The organism is Geodermatophilus sp. SYSU D01119, from assembly GCF_054049975.1.
This window is the reverse complement of record NZ_JBJGYL010000008.1, coordinates 18,780-34,604: the sequence shown is the minus strand read 5'-3', so window position 1 is coordinate 34,604 and position 15,825 is coordinate 18,780. Positions and strand designations below refer to the sequence as shown.

The 15,825-nt window shown below is 75.3% G+C and carries 14 protein-coding genes; 5 read left to right on the top strand and 9 right to left on the bottom strand.

Annotated features, from left to right (window positions below; genetic code table 11):
• Nucleotides 1–263: 263 nt before the first annotated feature.
• Together ACI79X_RS08010 and ACI79X_RS08005 are read right to left on the bottom strand one after the other, a co-directional pair.
• A complete protein-coding gene (locus ACI79X_RS08010) occupies nt 264–2,051 on the bottom strand; it encodes an MDR family MFS transporter (RefSeq protein WP_457024890.1) in 1,788 nt (595 codons plus the stop codon).
• The gene (locus tag ACI79X_RS08005; RefSeq protein ID WP_457024889.1) at nt 2,048–2,551 is read right to left on the bottom strand and encodes a MarR family winged helix-turn-helix transcriptional regulator; all 504 of its coding nucleotides are present in this window, start codon (nt 2,549–2,551) and stop codon (nt 2,048–2,050) included. The genes ACI79X_RS08010 and ACI79X_RS08005 overlap by 4 nt, the downstream gene beginning before the upstream one ends.
• Nucleotides 2,552–2,809: 258 nt before the next feature.
• Here ACI79X_RS08005 and hrpA point away from each other — a divergent pair, with 258 nt between their 5' ends.
• Nucleotides 2,810–6,751, top strand: a complete 3,942-nt coding sequence (hrpA, locus tag ACI79X_RS08000; protein WP_457024888.1) for an ATP-dependent RNA helicase HrpA — start codon at nt 2,810–2,812, stop codon at nt 6,749–6,751.
• Between the two features lie 13 nt (nt 6,752–6,764).
• On the opposite strand, the gene ACI79X_RS07995 is transcribed toward hrpA, so the two are convergent.
• A complete protein-coding gene (locus tag ACI79X_RS07995) occupies nt 6,765–7,199 on the bottom strand; it encodes a hypothetical protein (protein WP_457024887.1) in 435 nt (144 codons plus the stop codon).
• 194 nt (nt 7,200–7,393) lie between these two features.
• Between ACI79X_RS07995 and ACI79X_RS07990 the strand changes: the two genes are divergently transcribed.
• From ACI79X_RS07990 to ACI79X_RS07980, 3 genes are all read left to right on the top strand, one after another.
• Complete coding sequence (locus ACI79X_RS07990; RefSeq protein ID WP_457024886.1) at nt 7,394–7,786, top strand: ATP-binding protein; 393 nt, start codon at nt 7,394–7,396, stop codon at nt 7,784–7,786.
• 76 nt (nt 7,787–7,862) lie between these two features.
• Nucleotides 7,863–8,036 carry a hypothetical protein gene (locus ACI79X_RS07985; RefSeq protein WP_457024885.1) on the top strand — a complete coding sequence of 58 codons (174 nt, stop codon included), beginning with the start codon at nt 7,863–7,865 and terminating at the stop codon, nt 8,034–8,036.
• A gap of 49 nt (nt 8,037–8,085) precedes the next feature.
• Nucleotides 8,086–9,441 (top strand): cytochrome P450, encoded by a 1,356-nt coding sequence (locus ACI79X_RS07980; protein ID WP_457024884.1) that lies wholly within the window; start codon nt 8,086–8,088, stop codon nt 9,439–9,441.
• Between the two features lie 7 nt (nt 9,442–9,448).
• On the opposite strand, the gene ACI79X_RS07975 is transcribed toward ACI79X_RS07980, so the two are convergent.
• Complete coding sequence (locus ACI79X_RS07975) at nt 9,449–10,771, bottom strand: sulfate adenylyltransferase subunit 1 (protein WP_457024883.1); 1,323 nt, start codon at nt 10,769–10,771, stop codon at nt 9,449–9,451.
• Nucleotides 10,772–10,862: 91 nt separating this feature from the next.
• On the opposite strand from ACI79X_RS07975, the gene ACI79X_RS07970 reads away from it, so the two are divergent.
• On the top strand, nt 10,863–11,093 hold the full coding sequence (locus ACI79X_RS07970) for a hypothetical protein (protein WP_457024882.1): 231 nt from the start codon (nt 10,863–10,865) through the stop codon (nt 11,091–11,093).
• Here the strand turns inward: ACI79X_RS07970 and cysD are convergent.
• From cysD to ACI79X_RS07945, 5 genes are all read right to left on the bottom strand, one after another.
• Nucleotides 11,047–11,955: a sulfate adenylyltransferase subunit CysD gene (gene cysD, locus ACI79X_RS07965; protein ID WP_457024881.1), complete on the bottom strand. Its 909-nt coding sequence runs from the start codon at nt 11,953–11,955 to the stop codon at nt 11,047–11,049. The genes ACI79X_RS07970 and cysD overlap by 47 nt on opposite strands.
• Before the next feature lie 96 nt (nt 11,956–12,051).
• On the bottom strand, nt 12,052–12,798 hold the full coding sequence (locus ACI79X_RS07960) for an inositol monophosphatase family protein (RefSeq protein ID WP_457024880.1): 747 nt from the start codon (nt 12,796–12,798) through the stop codon (nt 12,052–12,054).
• Nucleotides 12,795–13,514 carry a PaaI family thioesterase gene (locus tag ACI79X_RS07955; RefSeq protein ID WP_457024879.1) on the bottom strand — a complete coding sequence of 240 codons (720 nt, stop codon included), beginning with the start codon at nt 13,512–13,514 and terminating at the stop codon, nt 12,795–12,797. The genes ACI79X_RS07960 and ACI79X_RS07955 overlap by 4 nt, the downstream gene beginning before the upstream one ends.
• Entirely contained in the window at nt 13,504–15,084 is a 1,581-nt protein-coding gene (locus tag ACI79X_RS07950) for a sensor histidine kinase (protein ID WP_457024878.1), read from the bottom strand. The genes ACI79X_RS07955 and ACI79X_RS07950 overlap by 11 nt, the downstream gene beginning before the upstream one ends.
• Nucleotides 15,081–15,809, bottom strand: a complete 729-nt coding sequence (locus ACI79X_RS07945; RefSeq protein ID WP_457024877.1) for a response regulator transcription factor — start codon at nt 15,807–15,809, stop codon at nt 15,081–15,083. Before ACI79X_RS07945 ends, ACI79X_RS07950 begins: the two co-directional genes overlap by 4 nt.
• Nucleotides 15,810–15,825: the final 16 nt, after the last annotated feature.

The following is a 15,825-nucleotide window of genomic DNA, read 5'->3' as shown; positions in this document are numbered from 1 at the left end:
CCGGGCCCCGGACGCCCGGCGCCCGGTCGAGATCCGGCTCGTTGCCGCTCGCGGCGGCGTGTCGGTGCGTGTCTGCGGCAACGAGCCGATGATCGACCCGGAGTCCCCCTGCCGATCATCGGCTGCGTGCACGGGACACGGCGCGACACGCCGCGCGGGCGTGCACGCGTCCGGTGATCAACGGTGCGGCCCGCCCCCGAGACGGCGAGAGGCCCCTCCCCGCGAGCTCGCGGGGAGGGGCCTCTCGTCGTCGTGCGGAGGGCTCAGCCGGCGTGGCGCCCGGTGGTCTCCGCGTCGCCCGGCCGGCCGACGGGCGGGGCGGTCGACGTCGGCGCGGACGCCCCGGCCGACTGCACGGCCTGCTCGGCACCGTCGTGGTCGGCCGCGTGGCCGCCGGCGGTCTGCTCGCCGGCCTGCCGCGCCTGGATGCCGGACTTGTTCGACAGCGCCAGCTGCGGCAGGAACAGGAACACGAAGAACCCGACGGCCACCACGCACGCGGCGATGAGGAACACCAGGTCGATCGAGTTCGAGAACCCGGTCTTGAACGGTGCCGCGAGGAACGACGGCAGGGTCTGGATGAACGAGGTGTCCTGCAGCGCGTCGCCGCCCGTGGGCAGCTGGCCGCCCTGGAGGGCCTGCGCCACGCGCGGGTCGCCGGCCGCCGCCGAGGTCAGCGAGTCGCCGATGTCCTGCGGCAGTCGGCTGAACAGCACCGACAGGAAGACGGCGGTGCCGATCGTGCCGCCCATCTGCCGGAAGAACGTCACCGACGAGGTGGCCACGCCCATCTCCCGCGGCGACACGGCGTTCTGCACCGCGAGGATCGCCGGCTGGAAGTTGAAGCCGAGGCCGAGACCCAGCAGGACCATGAACGGCACGAGGGTCCACACCGAGGTGTCGGCGTCGACGACGAACGACATGGCCAGCAGCGCGCCGGTCATCAGGGCGATGCCCACGAGCGGGAAGACCTTGTACCTGCCGGTCCTCGAGATCGCGATGCCCGAGCTCATCGCGCCGGTCATGATGCCGGCGACCAGCGGGATCATCTGCAGGCCGGCGACCGTGGCGCTGGAGCCGTGCACGATCTGCAGGTACTGGGGCAGGAGCAGCAGCCCGCCGAACATGCCGGCGCCCATGACGACGCTGCCGACGCCGACCACCGAGAAGCTGCGGTTGCGGAACAGGCGCAGCGGCAGCAGCGCGTCGTCGCCGTAGGCCCGCTCGGCCAGGACGAAGAGCACGAAGCCGACGGCGCCGATGACGTAGCAGGCCACCGAGCGGCCCGAGGTCCAGCCCCAGATGCGGCCCTGCTCGGCGACGACCAGCAGCGGCACGAGGAACGTGATCAGCGCCAGCGCGCCCGGCCAGTCGATGCGGTGCTCGCGGCGCTCGTGCGGCAGGTGCAGCACCCGGAACACGGCGGCGAAGGCGAGCACGCCCAGCGGGACGTTGACGTAGAAGATCCAGCGCCAGCCGTCGATGGCCAGCAGCGAGCCCTGGCCCGCGAAGAAGCCACCGATGACCGGGCCGAGCACGCTCGAGGTGCCGAAGACGGCCATGAAGTAACCCTGGTACCGCGAGCGCTCCCGCGGCGGGACGATGTCGCCGATGATCGCCAGCGCGAGCGACATCAGGCCACCCGCGCCGATGCCCTGGACCGCGCGGAACGCGGCCAGCTCGTACATCGACGTCGCCATGCCGCACAGCACCGAGCCGACGACGAACACGGCGATGGCGAACAGGTAGAAGGGCCGCCGGCCGTAGATGTCGGAGAGCTTGCCGTAGAGCGGCGTGGCGATCGTCGAGGTGATGAGGAACGCCGTCGTCGCCCAGGCCTGCAGGTCGTAGCCCTGCAGGTCGTCGGCGATGGTGCGGATGGCGGTGGACACGACCGTCTGGTCGAGGGCCGCGAGGAACATCGCGACCATCAGCCCGACGAGGATCGTGACGATCTGGCGGTGGGTGAACGCGCCGGAGGAGTCCGGTGCTGCCGCCGCGGCGCGGGCGCCGCTACGCCCGCCGGAGGGGCGGGCGGTGGTCTGGCTCATGGCTTCTCTCTCGGGACGGGGAGTGCGGAGGGGGACGGCAGCGCTGCCGTGAGGTCGTCGAGCAGGCGTCCGAAGAGCCCGGTGAGGGCGGCGAGGTCGTCGTCGGACCAGCCGGCGAGCATCGCCTCCAGCTGCGTGGCGCGCTCCTGCGCGAGCCGCTCGACGGCGTCGCGGCCGGCGTCGGTGGCGACCAGCCGGGTGGCGCGGCCGTCGGTCTCGTCGGCCACGCGCTGCACGAGGCCCTGCTCGACGAGCGAGGCGACGTGCCGACTGACCGTGGAGGGGTCGGCGTGCACCAGCTCGGCGAGGGCGCTCTGGCGGAGCGGGCCGATGCGGGTCAGCGGGAAGAGCAGGACCAGCGCGGCGCGCTCCCGGCCGTCGCCTGCGGCCTGCTGGCTCTTGAACGCGTGCACCAGCCGCATGAAGCGCGGCATCTGCTCCGACAGGAGCCGGACCTCGGCGGAGCGGGTGCTCGCCGGGGGCGAGGCGGGGGAGGGCACAGGAGGACTCCGGAACGGAGGGACGGGTGCATGTACCGTACAAACCGTTGCGCCGTACATGCAACCAGTTGTGTCGTGCATGCAGTGTGAGCCGTGCGACTCCGGTACCCCGCGGTGCCGGAGGAGGAACAGCCACCGGCCCGCGGGCGTTGTCCCCCTCGGCCCGGACGCCGACGGCGCGGGCCCCTCCGGTGCGATCCTGGGCGCGACCCCCGCCCGCACCGGGCCCTCTCTCGATGGATGGAGCCGAGCACCGCCGTGACCGCGACCCTCCCGGACCTCCGGTCCCGGCTGGCCGCGCTGACCCTCGAGGACGAGCACCGGCTCGGCCGCCGCCTGGAGGGGCTGCGCCGCACCCGCGACGCCGCCGCCCGCGACCGCGCCCTCGAGAAGATCGCCGCCGACGTCGCCGCCGCCGAGGAGCGCATCGCCCGCCGCCGCGCGGCCGTCCCCGCGGTCACCTATCCCGAGGGCCTGCCGGTCAGTGCCCGGCGCGACGACATCGCCGCCGCCCTCCGGGACTCCCAGGTCGTCGTCGTCGCGGGCGAGACCGGCTCGGGCAAGACCACCCAGCTGCCCAAGATCGCCCTCGAGCTGGGCCGCGGGGTGCGCGGCCGCATCGGACACACCCAGCCGCGGCGGATCGCCGCCCGCACGGTGGCCGAGCGGATCGCCGAGGAGCTGGAGACCCCGCTCGGCGGCGCGGTCGGGTGGAAGGTGCGCTTCACCGACCAGGTCGGCGACTCCACCCTGGTCAAGCTCATGACCGACGGCGTCCTGCTCGCCGAGATCGCGCACGACCGGCTGCTGCGCCAGTACGACACGATCATCGTCGACGAGGCGCACGAGCGGAGCCTCACCATCGACTTCCTGCTGGGCTACCTCGCCCAGCTGCTGCCCCGCCGGCCCGACCTCAAGGTCGTCATCACCTCGGCCACCATCGACGTGGAGCGGATCGCCAAGCACTTCGGTCTCGACGGCGCCGACGTGCCCGTCGTCGAGGTCAGCGGCCGCACCTACCCGGTCGAGGTGCGCTACCGGCCCGTCGTCGACCCCGACGACCCGGACGCCGACCCCGACCGCGACCAGGTCACCGCCATCGGCGACGCCGTCGAGGAGCTGGCGCACGAGGGCCCGGGCGACGTCCTGGTCTTCCTCGCCGGCGAGCGCGAGATCCGCGACGCCGCCGACGTCCTCACCGAGCGCTTCCCCGGCACCGAGGTGCTGCCGCTCTACTCCCGGCTGTCCGCCGCCGACCAGCACCGGGTCTTCCAGCCGCACACCGGCCGCCGCATCGTGCTGGCCACCAACGTCGCCGAGACGTCGCTGACCGTGCCGGGCATCCGCTACGTCGTCGACCCGGGTACCGCGCGCATCTCCCGCTACAGCGCGCGGACCAAGGTGCAGCGGCTGCCCATCGAGCCGATCAGCCAGGCCTCGGCCCGGCAGCGCTCCGGGCGCTGCGGCCGCGTCGCCGACGGCATCGCCATCCGGCTCTACACGGAGGAGGACTTCGAGAGCCGGCCGGAGTACACCGACCCGGAGATCCTGCGCACCAGCCTCGCCTCGGTGCTGCTGCAGATGGCCGCGCTCGACCTCGGCGCGGTGGAGGACTTCCCGTTCGTCGACCCGCCGGACCGCCGCGCCGTCACCGACGGCCGCGCCCTGCTCGAGGAGCTCGGGGCCCTGCAGGACGGGCGGCTCACCGACACCGGCCGCGCCCTCGCCCAGCTTCCCCTGGACCCGCGCCTGGGCCGCATGGTGGTCGAGGCCGACCGCCGCGGCGTGCTCGAGGAGGTCCTCGTCATCGCGGCGGGCCTGACCATCCAGGACCCGCGCGAGCGTCCCGCCGAGCACCAGCAGGCCGCCGACCAGATGCACGCGCGCTTCGCCGACGAGCACTCCGACTTCCTCGCGCTGCTCAACCTGTGGCGGTACCTCGCCGAGCAGCAGGACGCCCTGTCCGGCAGCCAGTTCCGCCGCACGGTCAAGCGCGAGTTCCTGCACTACGTGCGCATCCGCGAGTGGCAGGACCTGCACGGCCAGCTGCGCAGCACCGCCCGCCGCCTCGGGATGACCGTCGGCGACCTCGCCGCCGAGCCCGACGAGCGCGGCGTGCACACCGCGCTGCTCGCCGGGCTGCTGTCCCAGGTCGGCCTCCAGCTGGAGGACAAGCGCAAGGACGGCGACCGGCGGCGCGGCGGCCGCGAGTACCTCGGCGCCCGCGGCGCCCGGTTCGTCATCGCGCCCGGCACGCCGCTGGCGAGGAAGCCGCCGCGCTGGGTGGTGGCCGCCGAGCTGGTCGAGACCAGCCGGCTGTTCGCCCGCACGGTGGCGCGCGTCGACCCCGAGGACGTCGAGCGGCTGGCCGGCCACCTGGTCTCCCGCGAGTACTCAGAGCCGCGGTGGGACGCCCGGCGCGGCTCCGTCGTCGCCACCGAGCGGGTCACCCTCTACGGCATCCCGCTCGTCGTCGGCCGCCGCGTGCAGTACGGCTCCATCGACCCGGTCGTCTCCCGCGAGCTGTTCATCCGGCACGCCCTCGTGCAGGGCGAGTGGACGACGCACCACCGGTTCTGGGCCGACAACCAGCGGGCGCTGGAGCGCGTGGCCGAACTGGAGGAGCGTGCCCGGCGGCGCGACATCCGGGTCGACGACGAGACGGTCTTCGAGCTCTACGACGCGCGCATCCCGGCCGACGTCGTCTCCACCCGGCACTTCGACCGCTGGTGGAAGCAGGCGCGGCAGCGGACGCCGGACCTGCTCACCTTCACGCCGGAGATGCTCACCAACGCGGCCGCCGCGGGACAGGTGCGCGTCGAGGACTTCCCGGACGAGGTGCCGCTCACCCAGGGGCTGACCCTGCCGCTGTCCTACGCCTTCGCGCCCGGGGCGCCGGAGGACGGCGTCACCGTCGACGTCCCGCTCGCCGTCCTCGACTCCGTCGTACAGCAGACGTCGGGGGAGTCGCTGGCCTTCACCGTCCCCGGCCTGCGGGAGGAGCTGGTGACGGCGCTGCTCCGCACGCTGCCCAAGCAGCTCCGCCGGGCGCTGGTCCCCATCCCCGACCGGGTGCGCGAGGTCCTGCCGCGCATCGCCCCCACCGAGCCGCTGCTGCCGGCGCTGGAGCGCGAGCTGCGCCGCTCGGCGGCCGTCGTCGTCCCGCCCGGCGCCTGGCAGCCGGCGCAGGTCCCCGGCCACCTGCGCGCCACCTTCCGCGTGGTCGACGACCGGCAGCGGGCGCTGGCCACCGGCAAGGACCTGCAGGCGCTGCGCCGCGAGGTCGCCCCGCAGGCGCGCGCCAGCCTGGCCGCGGCCGCCTCCGACGTGGAGCGCACCGGCCTCACGGCCTGGACCATCGGCGAGCTCCCGCGCACCGTCGAGGTGCGCCGCGGCGGGCACGTGGTCACCGCCTACCCGGCGCTGGTCGACGAGGGCGCCACGGTCGGCGTGCGCGTCGTCTCCACCGAGGCCGAGGCCGCGCGCCTGTCCTGGCGCGGCGCCCGCCGGCTGCTGGTGCTCGTCGCGGGCTCGCCCACCCGGCAGGTGGTCAAGGGGCTGTCCCCCAAGAGCCGCCTGGCCCTGCAGTTCAACCCCGACGGCGAGATCCCCGCGCTGGTCGACGACTGCGTCGACGCCGCCGCCGACGAGCTGGTCGCCGCCGCGGGCGGGCCCCCGCGCGACGAGGCCGCGTTCACCGCGCTCGTGGCGACGGCGAAGCAGCAGCTGCTGCCGCTCGCCCAGGACGCCGTCCGGCGGGTCGAGGCCGTGCTCATCCAGGCCCGCGAGGTCGCCGTCGCGATCGGCGCGGCGCCCGGCCGGCGGGTGCCCGAGGCGGCCGTCGCCGACCTGCGCCGGCAGATGGGCGGCCTGCTGCACCGCGGCTTCGTCGCCGACGCCGGCCGGCGGCGGCTGCCCGACCTGGTCCGCTACCTGAAGGCCATGGCGTACCGGCTGGAGAAGCTGCCGGCCAACGCGGTGCGCGACGCGCTGTGGATGGACCAGGTCGCCGCGGTGACCGCCGAGTACGAGCAGCTGCGCCGCGAGGTGCCGCCCACCGGCGCTCCCGACGACCCGGTCACCCGGATCCGGTGGATGGTCGAGGAGCTGCGCGTCGGGCTCTTCGCGCAGCAGATCGGCACGCCCCGCCCGGTGTCGGAGCAGCGGCTCTACAAGGCGATCGACGCGCTCACCGCGTAGGACCGCCCGGTACTCAGGCCGGGGGCACGGCGTCCGGGTCCGGCGGGGAGTCCGGCGCCGGCTCCCGCAGCAGGGCGGAGATGCGCTGCCGCGTGACGCCGAACAGCGCGGCGATGCGGTTGATGCTCACCTGCTCGTCCTGGAGGGCGCGGGCCTGCGCGCGGCGCCAGGTCGAACCCGCGCCCGCGAGGGCCGACAGCACCGTCGTGATCCGCTCCACGACCAGCGGCCGGGCCTCGGCGCTGACGATGTCGAGCCAGGCCCGGCCGGTGCGGCGCTCGGCCAGCAGCAGCTCGGCGCGCTCGCGCGCGCCCTGCAGCTCGACGGCGCAGCGGTCGATCTCGCGCACCAGGTCCTGCAGCGCGGCCAGCGCGGTGTCCCGCTCGCGCCCGTCGTCCCGCGGTCCGGCCTGCTCCGGCTCCGCCCGGAGCTGCTGCGGTCCTGCCACGGTCGTCCTCCCGCGTCCCTCCGGCGGTCTGCCCCACCGGAACCGGTTGCACACTACCTTGTTCAACGGCTGTTGCGTGCAACGGGGGTGACACGCAACGGTCGTTGCACTTCGGATGAGGAACTGGGATGGTCGGCCACGATCCGATCGTGCACCGCCGAGTCGGCCGTGCCCCGGCTGCCAGGGAGACCCCGATGTCGACGCTCACCGCCCGGGTGGACCTGCCACCGTCCCCCCGGAGCGTCCCCGTGGCGCGCCACCTCGCGCGGGAGGTGATGCGCGCCTGGCGGGCGCCGCAGGACACGGGCGACGTCGAGCTGCTGGTCACCGAGCTCGTGGCCAACGTCGTCGACCACGTCGGCGGGGAGGCCGTGCTGTCGCTGGAGCTCGAGTACTCCGACGGCTGGCTGCGGATCGCCGTCACCGACGGCAGCGGGATCCGCCCCGTGGTGGGGGAGCTGCGGGGCGACCAGCCGCGCGGGCGCGGCATGCAGATCGTCCAGGCCATCGCCGACGACTGGGGCGTCGAGGACGTCGGCGACGGCAAACGGGTCTGGTTCGTCCTCGACTCCCGCTCCGCCGGCTGAGACCGACCCTGCGTTTGCCCCGGCGCCTCCCCGGGGAGGGCTGGGGAGACCGATGCCGCCCGACGGAGGAGACGGAATGAGCGAGCCGACCAGCCACACCGAGGCAGCCGGCGAGGGCCTGTCCGACGAGGAGATGGTGGAGACCGTCGCCGACCAGACCGACAGCGCCTCCGGCCACGCCTACAAGGCCGGCAAGGACTGGGACGGCGACGCGAGCCAGACCCCGGAGCCGCCGGACGCCGACCGGTAGGTCCTGCGACACTGCCTCCCGCCTGGCGAGCGCCGGGCGGGAGGTGCCCATGACGACCACGTCCCCGCGCACGGCCCCGGCCCCGCTGGCCGAACCGCCGCGGTCGCCGCTGCTGCGCCCGGTGCGCACCGCGGCCCGCTACGCCGTGCGGCACGGCCTCCCGGCGGTGTACCTCGCCCGGGCCGCCCGCCGCGGCGATCCCCTCGCCCGGCTGCTGCGCGACCCGGGCGCCCGCGAGGACCCGCACGCCCTCTACGAGCGGCTGCGCGACCGCGGGCCGGTCACCTCGAGCGCGCTCGGCCCGGTGACCACCTCGCACGCCGTGGCCGCCGCCGTCCTGCGCTCCGACGCCGCGGGCGTGGGCTGGGACCGCTCGCAGGCGCCCGCGCTCATCCGCTGGGCGCTGCGCGTGGGCGACGAGCTCGACGCCACCGGCGTGGCCGAGCCGCCGTCCATGCTGGTCACCGACCCGCCCGACCACACCCGCTTCCGCCGCCTCGTCGGCCGTGCGTTCACCCCGCGCGCCACGCTCGCCTCCGAGCCCATGGTCCGGCGCACCGCCGAGGCGCTGCTCGACGACCTCGCCGGCCGCGACGGCGTCGTCGACCTCGTCGGCGCCTACGCCGCCCAGCTGCCGGTGCTCGTCATCGCCGACCTGCTCGCCGTCCCCACCGACCGCCGCGAGGACTTCCTGCGCTGGGGCGCCGCGGCCGCCGCCACCCTCGACGCCGGCCTGTCCCCGCGCCGCTACCTCGCCGCCGAGCGCGGGCTGCGCGCCATGCACGCCTTCCTGCGCGGGCACTTCGCCCGGCTGCGCGCCGACCCCGGCGACGACCTGGTCAGCCGCCTGGTCACGCTGGAGGGGGACGAGGCGCTGAGCGAGCGCGAGCTGCACGCCACCGTGATGCTACTGCTCGGCGCCGGCTTCGAGACCACGGTCAACCTGCTCGGCAACGCCGTCGTCCTGCTCGACGCCCACCGCGACCAGTGGGACGCCCTGCGGGAGGACCCCGCCGGCTGGGACGGCGCCGTCGAGGAGGTGCTGCGCGCCGACAGCCCCGTGCAGCTCACCGGCCGCACGGTCACGCGGGACGCCGGGTTCGCCGGCGTCCCGCTGCGGGCCGGCACGCGCGTCACCGTGCTGCTCGGCGCGGCCAACCGCGACCCCGAGGTGTTCGCCGACCCCGCGCGCTTCGACGTCACCCGCCGCAACGCCCGCGACCACCTGGCCTTCTCCGGCGGCGTCCACTACTGCCTGGGCGCCGGGCTGGCCCGCCTGGAGGGCGTGGTGGGCCTGCGGGTGCTCAGCGAGCGGTTCCCGCGGCTGCGGGTGGCCGGGACGCCGGTGCGCCGCGACCTGCGGACGCTGCGCGGCTTCGAGAGCCTGCCGGTCGCCCTGCGCTGAGCCGGCGTCAGTGGGGGACGAGCATCCCGGCGCCGACCGTGGCGTTGGTGGCCTCGTCGACCAGGATGAACCGGCCGGTGGCGCGGTTGTGCGTGTAGTCGTCGACGAACAGCGGCTGGGTGGTGCGCAGCCGCACGCGCCCGATGTCGTTGAGGCCGAGCTCGCCGGCCTCCTCCTCGTGGTCGAGGGTGTTGACGTCGAGCCGGTGCACGACCTCCTTGACCATCGCGCGCACCGAGCGGGTGGTGTGCTTGACCGCCAGGCGCTGCCGCGGGCGCAGCGGCTCCTCGGCCATCCAGCAGACCAGCGCGTCGAGGTCCTGGGTCACCTCCGGGCCGGCGTCGGTGCCACCGTCGGGGCCGCAGATCATGTCCCCGCGGGAGACGTCGAGGTCGTCGGCGAGGCGCACGGTCACCGACATCGGCGGGACGGCGACGTCGACCGGGCCGCGCGGGCCGTCGATCCCGGCGACCGTCGTCGTCCGGCCCGACGGCAGCACCCGCACCTCGTCGCCGGGGCGCAGCACGCCGCTGGCCACCGTGCCGGCGTAGCCGCGGTAGTCGTGGAAGGCGTCGGACTGCGGGCGGATGACGTACTGCACGGGGAACCGGACGTCGGTCAGGTTGGCGTCGCCCGCCACCTCCACCGACTCGAGGTGCTCGAGCAGCGACGGCCCGTCGTACCAGGGGGCGGCGTCGGACCGGGTGACGACGTTGTCGCCGCGCAGCGCCGAGACCGGGATGACGGTCAGGTCGGGCACGTGCAGGCGCGCGGCGAAGGCGCGGAACTCGTCGCGGATGGCCTCGAAGACCTCCTGCGACCAGTCGACGAGGTCCATCTTGTTCACCGCGACCACCAGGTGCGGCACCCGCAGCAGCGCGGCGAGGTAGGCGTGCCGGCGGCTCTGCTCGAGGATCCCCTTGCGGGCGTCGACCAGCACGATCGCGAGGTCGGCGGTGGACGCGCCGGTGACCATGTTGCGCGTGTACTGCACGTGGCCCGGGGTGTCGGCCAGGACGAACGTGCGCCGCGGGGTGCTGAAGTACCGGTAGGCGACGTCGATGGTGATGCCCTGCTCGCGCTCGGCGCGCAGGCCGTCGGTGAGCAGCGCGAGGTCGACGTAGTCACCGCGGCTGGCGCGCTCGATCGCCGCGTACTGGTCCTCGAAGACGGCCTTGCTGTCGAACAGCAGGCGGCCGATGAGCGTGCTCTTGCCGTCGTCGACCGAGCCGGCCGTGGCGATGCGGGCGATGTCCCGGCGGGCCGTCGCGATCTCTGCCGCCTGCTCGGCGGCAGCGGAGTGGACGTCGACGGCGGGCAGGTCGGACATGGCCCCCATCGTCCCAGCCGCGACACGGGGCGCCGCGAGCGGGGACGCTGGTGTGGGCGGCGCCACAGGGCGCCCACCGGGAGGAGGCGGGGTGGGCGGTCTGGTGTTCCTGGTGCCGGTCCTGCTGGTCGTCGTCGCCGGCTACGCCGTGGGCTACGTCGCGGCCGAGGCGCTCGGCGTGGGCGCGCCGGAGGCGGTCGGCTGGCCGGCGGGCTTCCTGCTGCTGGCCGTCACCGTCGTCGTCCTGCTGCGGTACCGGCGCCGCCGGGGGAGGGCTAGAAGTAGCCCTCCTTCTTCCGGTCCTCCATCGCGGCGTCGCTGACCTTGTCGTCGCCGCGGGTGGCGCCGCGCTCGGTCAGCCGGGTCACCGCGATCTCGGCGATGACCTCCTCGACCGTCGTCGCCCGGGACCGCACCGCCGCTGTGAGGTTGGCGTCACCGACGGTCCGGTAGCGGACGGTCTCGCGGAACACGTGCTCGCCCTCGCGCGGCCGGACGAACTCGTTGACGGCGTAGAGCATCCCCTGGCGCTCGACGACCTGGCGCTCCTGCGCCAGGTACAGCGGCGGGATGGCGATGCCCTCCTGGGCGATGTACTGCCAGATGTCGAGCTCGGTCCAGTTCGACAGCGGGAACACCCGGATCGACTCGCCCAGGTGGATCCGGCCGTTGTAGAGGTCCCAGAGCTCGGGCCGCTGGTTCTTCGGGTCCCACTGGCCGAACTCGTCGCGGAAGCTGAACACCCGCTCCTTGGCGCGCGCCTTGTCCTCGTCGCGGCGGGCCCCGCCGAACAGCGCGGTGAACCCGTGCTCCTCGACCGCCTCGAGCAGCACCGGCGTCTGGATGCGGTTGCGCGAGCCGTTGGGCTCCTCGCGCACCAGCCCGCGGGCCATCGCGTCGGGCACCGAGGCGACGACCAGCTCGACGCCCAGCTCGGCCACCCGCTTGTCGCGGAACTCGAGCACGTCGGGGAAGTTCAGCCCGGTGTCGACGTGCATCACCGGGAACGGGATGCGCGCCGGCGCGAACGCCTTGCGGGCGAGCTCCAGCATGACGATGGAGTCCTTGCCGCCGGAGAACAGCAGTACCGGGCGTTCGAGCTCGGCGGCCACCTCGCGGATGACGTGGATCGACTCGGCCTCGAGCGTCTCCAGCTGGGTGAGCCGGGTGGGTGCTGCGGTCACGTGCTCGCGCTCCGGGGGTGGGGGACGACGGTCGTGGTCCAGCACCAACCGCACCGGTCCACCGGGGATTCCCGGCCTCCAGTGTCCGCCATCGGGTCAGCGGCCCGGGGAGGACCCCGTGGCGACGGCGGCCAGCAGCCGCCCGGCCAGCTCCGGCCGGCACACCAGCAGGTCGGGCAGCGACGGGTCGGGCTCGTTGTAGCGCAGCGGCGACCCGTCCAGCCGCAGGGCGGTCAGGCCCGCGGCCAGGGCGACGGCGACCGGCGCGGCGGAGTCCCACTGGTACATGCCGCCGGCGTGCACGTAGGCGTCGACCTCGCCGCGCACCACCGCGGTGACCTTGTAGCCGGCTGACCCCATCGGCACGAGCTCGCCGCCGACCGCGGCCGCCGCTGCGTCCGCCTGCGCAGGCGGGCGGGTGCGGCTCACCGCGATCCGGGGCGCCCGCGCGACCGCGGCGGGGAGGGCCGGTGCCGGGTCGGTGACGAGCACCTCGCCGACGGCGGGCAGTGCCACGGCCGCGGCGGTGAGCGTCCCGGTCATCCACAGCGCCACGTGGACGGCGAAGTCGGACCGGCCCGTCTCGCCGTACTCCCGCGTGCCGTCGAGCGGGTCGACGATCCACACCCGTCCGGCCTCGAGGCGGCTGCGGTCGTCGGCCGCCTCCTCGCTGAACACGACGTCGTCGGGCCGGTGCGCCGCGAGGACCCCCGCGATGGCCTCCTGCGCGGCGGCGTCCCCGGCGTCGCCGAGGGCCCGGCCGGTCAGCCCGCCGGCCCGCAGGCCCACGAGCACGTCCGCGGCGGCCCGGGCGGCGGCCGCGGCGACCTCGACGTCCCTCACCGGGCACCGTCCCGGACGGGCGCGGTCGCGTCGGTGGGCCGCGACGGCGGCGCGTGCCGGCCCGACGCGTCGGTGACCTGCGCGAAGTAGGCCTCGCGCAGGTCCTCCCGCGGCAGCACGAACACCGCCCGGGCCTCGACCAGCGGCCGGCCGGGCTCGGCGGCGAGGGCGATGGTGCCGGTCACCACCGACTTGCGGCCGCCGTGCTCGGTCACCCGCCCGCGGCAGACGACGGGGGTGTCCAGGGGGACCGGGCGGCGGTAGTCCAGCTCCAGGCGGGCGGTCATGCCCCACAGGCCTGCGCGGATGGTGGCCGCGCCGAGCACCTGGTCCATGACCAGCCCGCTCGCGCCGCCGTGCAGGTACCCGGGCGGGCCCTCGTAGGCCAGGCCGAAGGACACCTCGCCGACGACGCCGCCGGGCTCCTCGCGCAGCACCAGCGGCGGCGCCAGCGCGCTGCCGGTCCCGCTGACCATGTTGTAGACGCGGCGGAACGCCACCGGGTCGTCGAGCGCTGGGAGCTGCCCGGGCGGGCGGACCGCGGCGGCGAGCCGGCCGGCCAGCGCGCGCGCCTCCGCCGCGACCGCGTGCAGCTCGCCGGCCGGGACGGTGGTGCGCACGGAGGCGTCGACCAGCCCGCGCAGCGCGTCGCCCAGGTCGGCGACCGCGGCGGTCAGCGCGGGGTCGGAGGAGCTGCCCTCGGCGTCAGGAGTCACCCGCGGACGGTACTTCCGCGCCCGCCGGTACCTGCCCGGGGACCCCGCCGGCGTCGGGCCCGGACCGCGGCAGGCGGACGGTGAACGCCGCGCCCCGGCCGGGCGCGGTGTCCAGCGAGACGTCCCCGCCGTGCGCGGCCACCAGCGACGCGACGATGGACAGGCCGAGGCCCGTGCCGCCGGCGACCCGGCTGCGGGAGGCGTCGGCCCGGTAGAAGCGCTCGAACGCCCGCGCGGCGTCCTCCGGCGCCATGCCCGGGCCCTCGTCGGCCACCCGGAGCACCACCCGGTCCCCGCCGTCGCTGGTGTCCTCGCCGAGGGAGACGGTGACCGGCGCCGTCGGCGGGGTGTGCACCAGCGCGTTGGTGACCAGGTTGCCCACCACCTGCCGCAGCCGCGCCTCGTCGCCGAGCACCACGGGCACCTCGGTGAGCGAGTCGTCGAGGCGCAGCGAGACGGGCCGCTCGGGCTGCAGCACCCGCGCGTCGTGGACGGCGTCGCCCGCGACCTCGGCCAGGTCGACCGGGGTGAGCGACAGCGGGCGCTGCTGGTCGAGGCGGGCGAGCTGCAGCAGGTCCTCGACGAGGACACCCATCCGCGCGCCCTCGCTCTCGATGCGCGCCATCAGCCGCGCGGTCTCCTCGGGACTGCCGACGGCGCCCTGCCGGTAGAGCTCGGCGAAGCCGCGGATCGACGTCAGCGGGGTGCGCAGCTCGTGGCTGGCGTCGGCGACGAACCGGCGCATCCGCTCCTCCGACGCCCGGGCCTGCTCCTCCGAGCGCTGCTGGGCGCGGAAGGCGCTCTCGATGCGGGCGAGCATGCCGTTGAGCGCCTGGGACAGCCGGCCGACCTCGGTGCGGCCGTCGCCCTCGGGCACCCGCTGGGACAGGTCGCCGGCGGCGATCGCCTGCGCGGTGCGCTCCACCGCGGCCAGCGGGCGCAGGCTGCTGCGCACCAGGGCGTACCCGGCGACGCCGAGCGCCGCGAGCACGACCAGGCCGACGACGACCTCGATGGCCACGAGCCGGGCGATCACCCGGTCGTCGCGGTCGAGGTCCCCGCCGGCGACGAGGACCAGGCCGCCGGGCAGCTCCACCGCGGTCACCCGCCAGTAGGTGTCGCGGTCCGCGGAGGCCACCGTGTGCGCGTCGCGGCCGCCGGGGCCGGGGCGGTCCCGGCCGGCGTCCGCGGTGATCTCGGCGACCGTGTCGGCGTCGAGGTCGGGCAGGTCGTCGTCGGACAGGGGGCCGGAGAGCACCACCGGGCGCCGGTCGCCGGGGACGAGGCAGGCCTGGTAGTCGCCGGGGGTGACGTAGCGCTGCCGCCCACCGAACAGGCAGGCGGTGACGTAGTTCTCCTGGTCGACCGACTGGCGCAGCGTGCTCTCCAGCTGCTGGTCGAGCTGGTCGACGAGGTAGCGCTTGAGCAGCGACGTGGCCGCCAGGCCGGTGGCGACCAGCGCGACGGTGACCAGCACGAGCAGCAGCGCCACCAGCGTGATCCGCAGCGGGACACGCGGCAGGGCGGGACCGCCGCGGGCCGCGGGCGGGGCGCCGGCGGGAGTGGTCACGAACCGCGCGGCAGGCGCAGCGTGTAGCCGACGCCGCGGATGGTGTGCAGCAGGCGGGGCTCGGTGGTGTCGACCTTGCGCCGCAGGTAGGAGATGTAGGACTCGACGACGTTCGCCTCGCCGTTGAAGTCGTAGTTCCACACGTGGTCGAGGATCTGCGCCTTCGACAGCACGCGCCCGGCGTTGGCCATCAGGTAGCGCAGCAGCTTGAACTCCGTGGGCGAGAGGCTGACCACCTCGCCGGCCTTCACGACCTCGTGCGACTCCTCGTCGAGCTCGATGTCGGCGAACGACAGCCGGGGGCTCTCGGCGGCGCGCTGCTGGCCGGTGCTGCGGCGCAGGACGGCCCGGATGCGGGCGAGCACCTCGTCGAGGCTGAAGGGCTTGGTGACGTAGTCGTCGCCGCCGAGGGTCAGCCCGGAGACCTTGTCCTCCGCGGCGTCGCGCGCGGTGAGGAACAGCACCGGGGTGTGCCGGCCGCTCTCCCGCAGCCGCCGGACGACGCCGAAGCCGTCGAGCCCGGGCATCATCACGTCGAGCACCAGCAGGTCCGGCCGGAAGGACGAGGCCAGCGCGAGCGCCTGCTGCCCGTCGGCCGCCGTCGCCACCTCGAAGCCCGCGTAGCGCAGGCTGGCCGAGAGCAGCTCGCGGATGTTCGGCTCGTCGTCGACCACCAGGAGGCGGGCCTCCGGGCCGGTGGCGCGAGCACTGCGGGTCCCCGTCACGACATCTCCCGTCGGA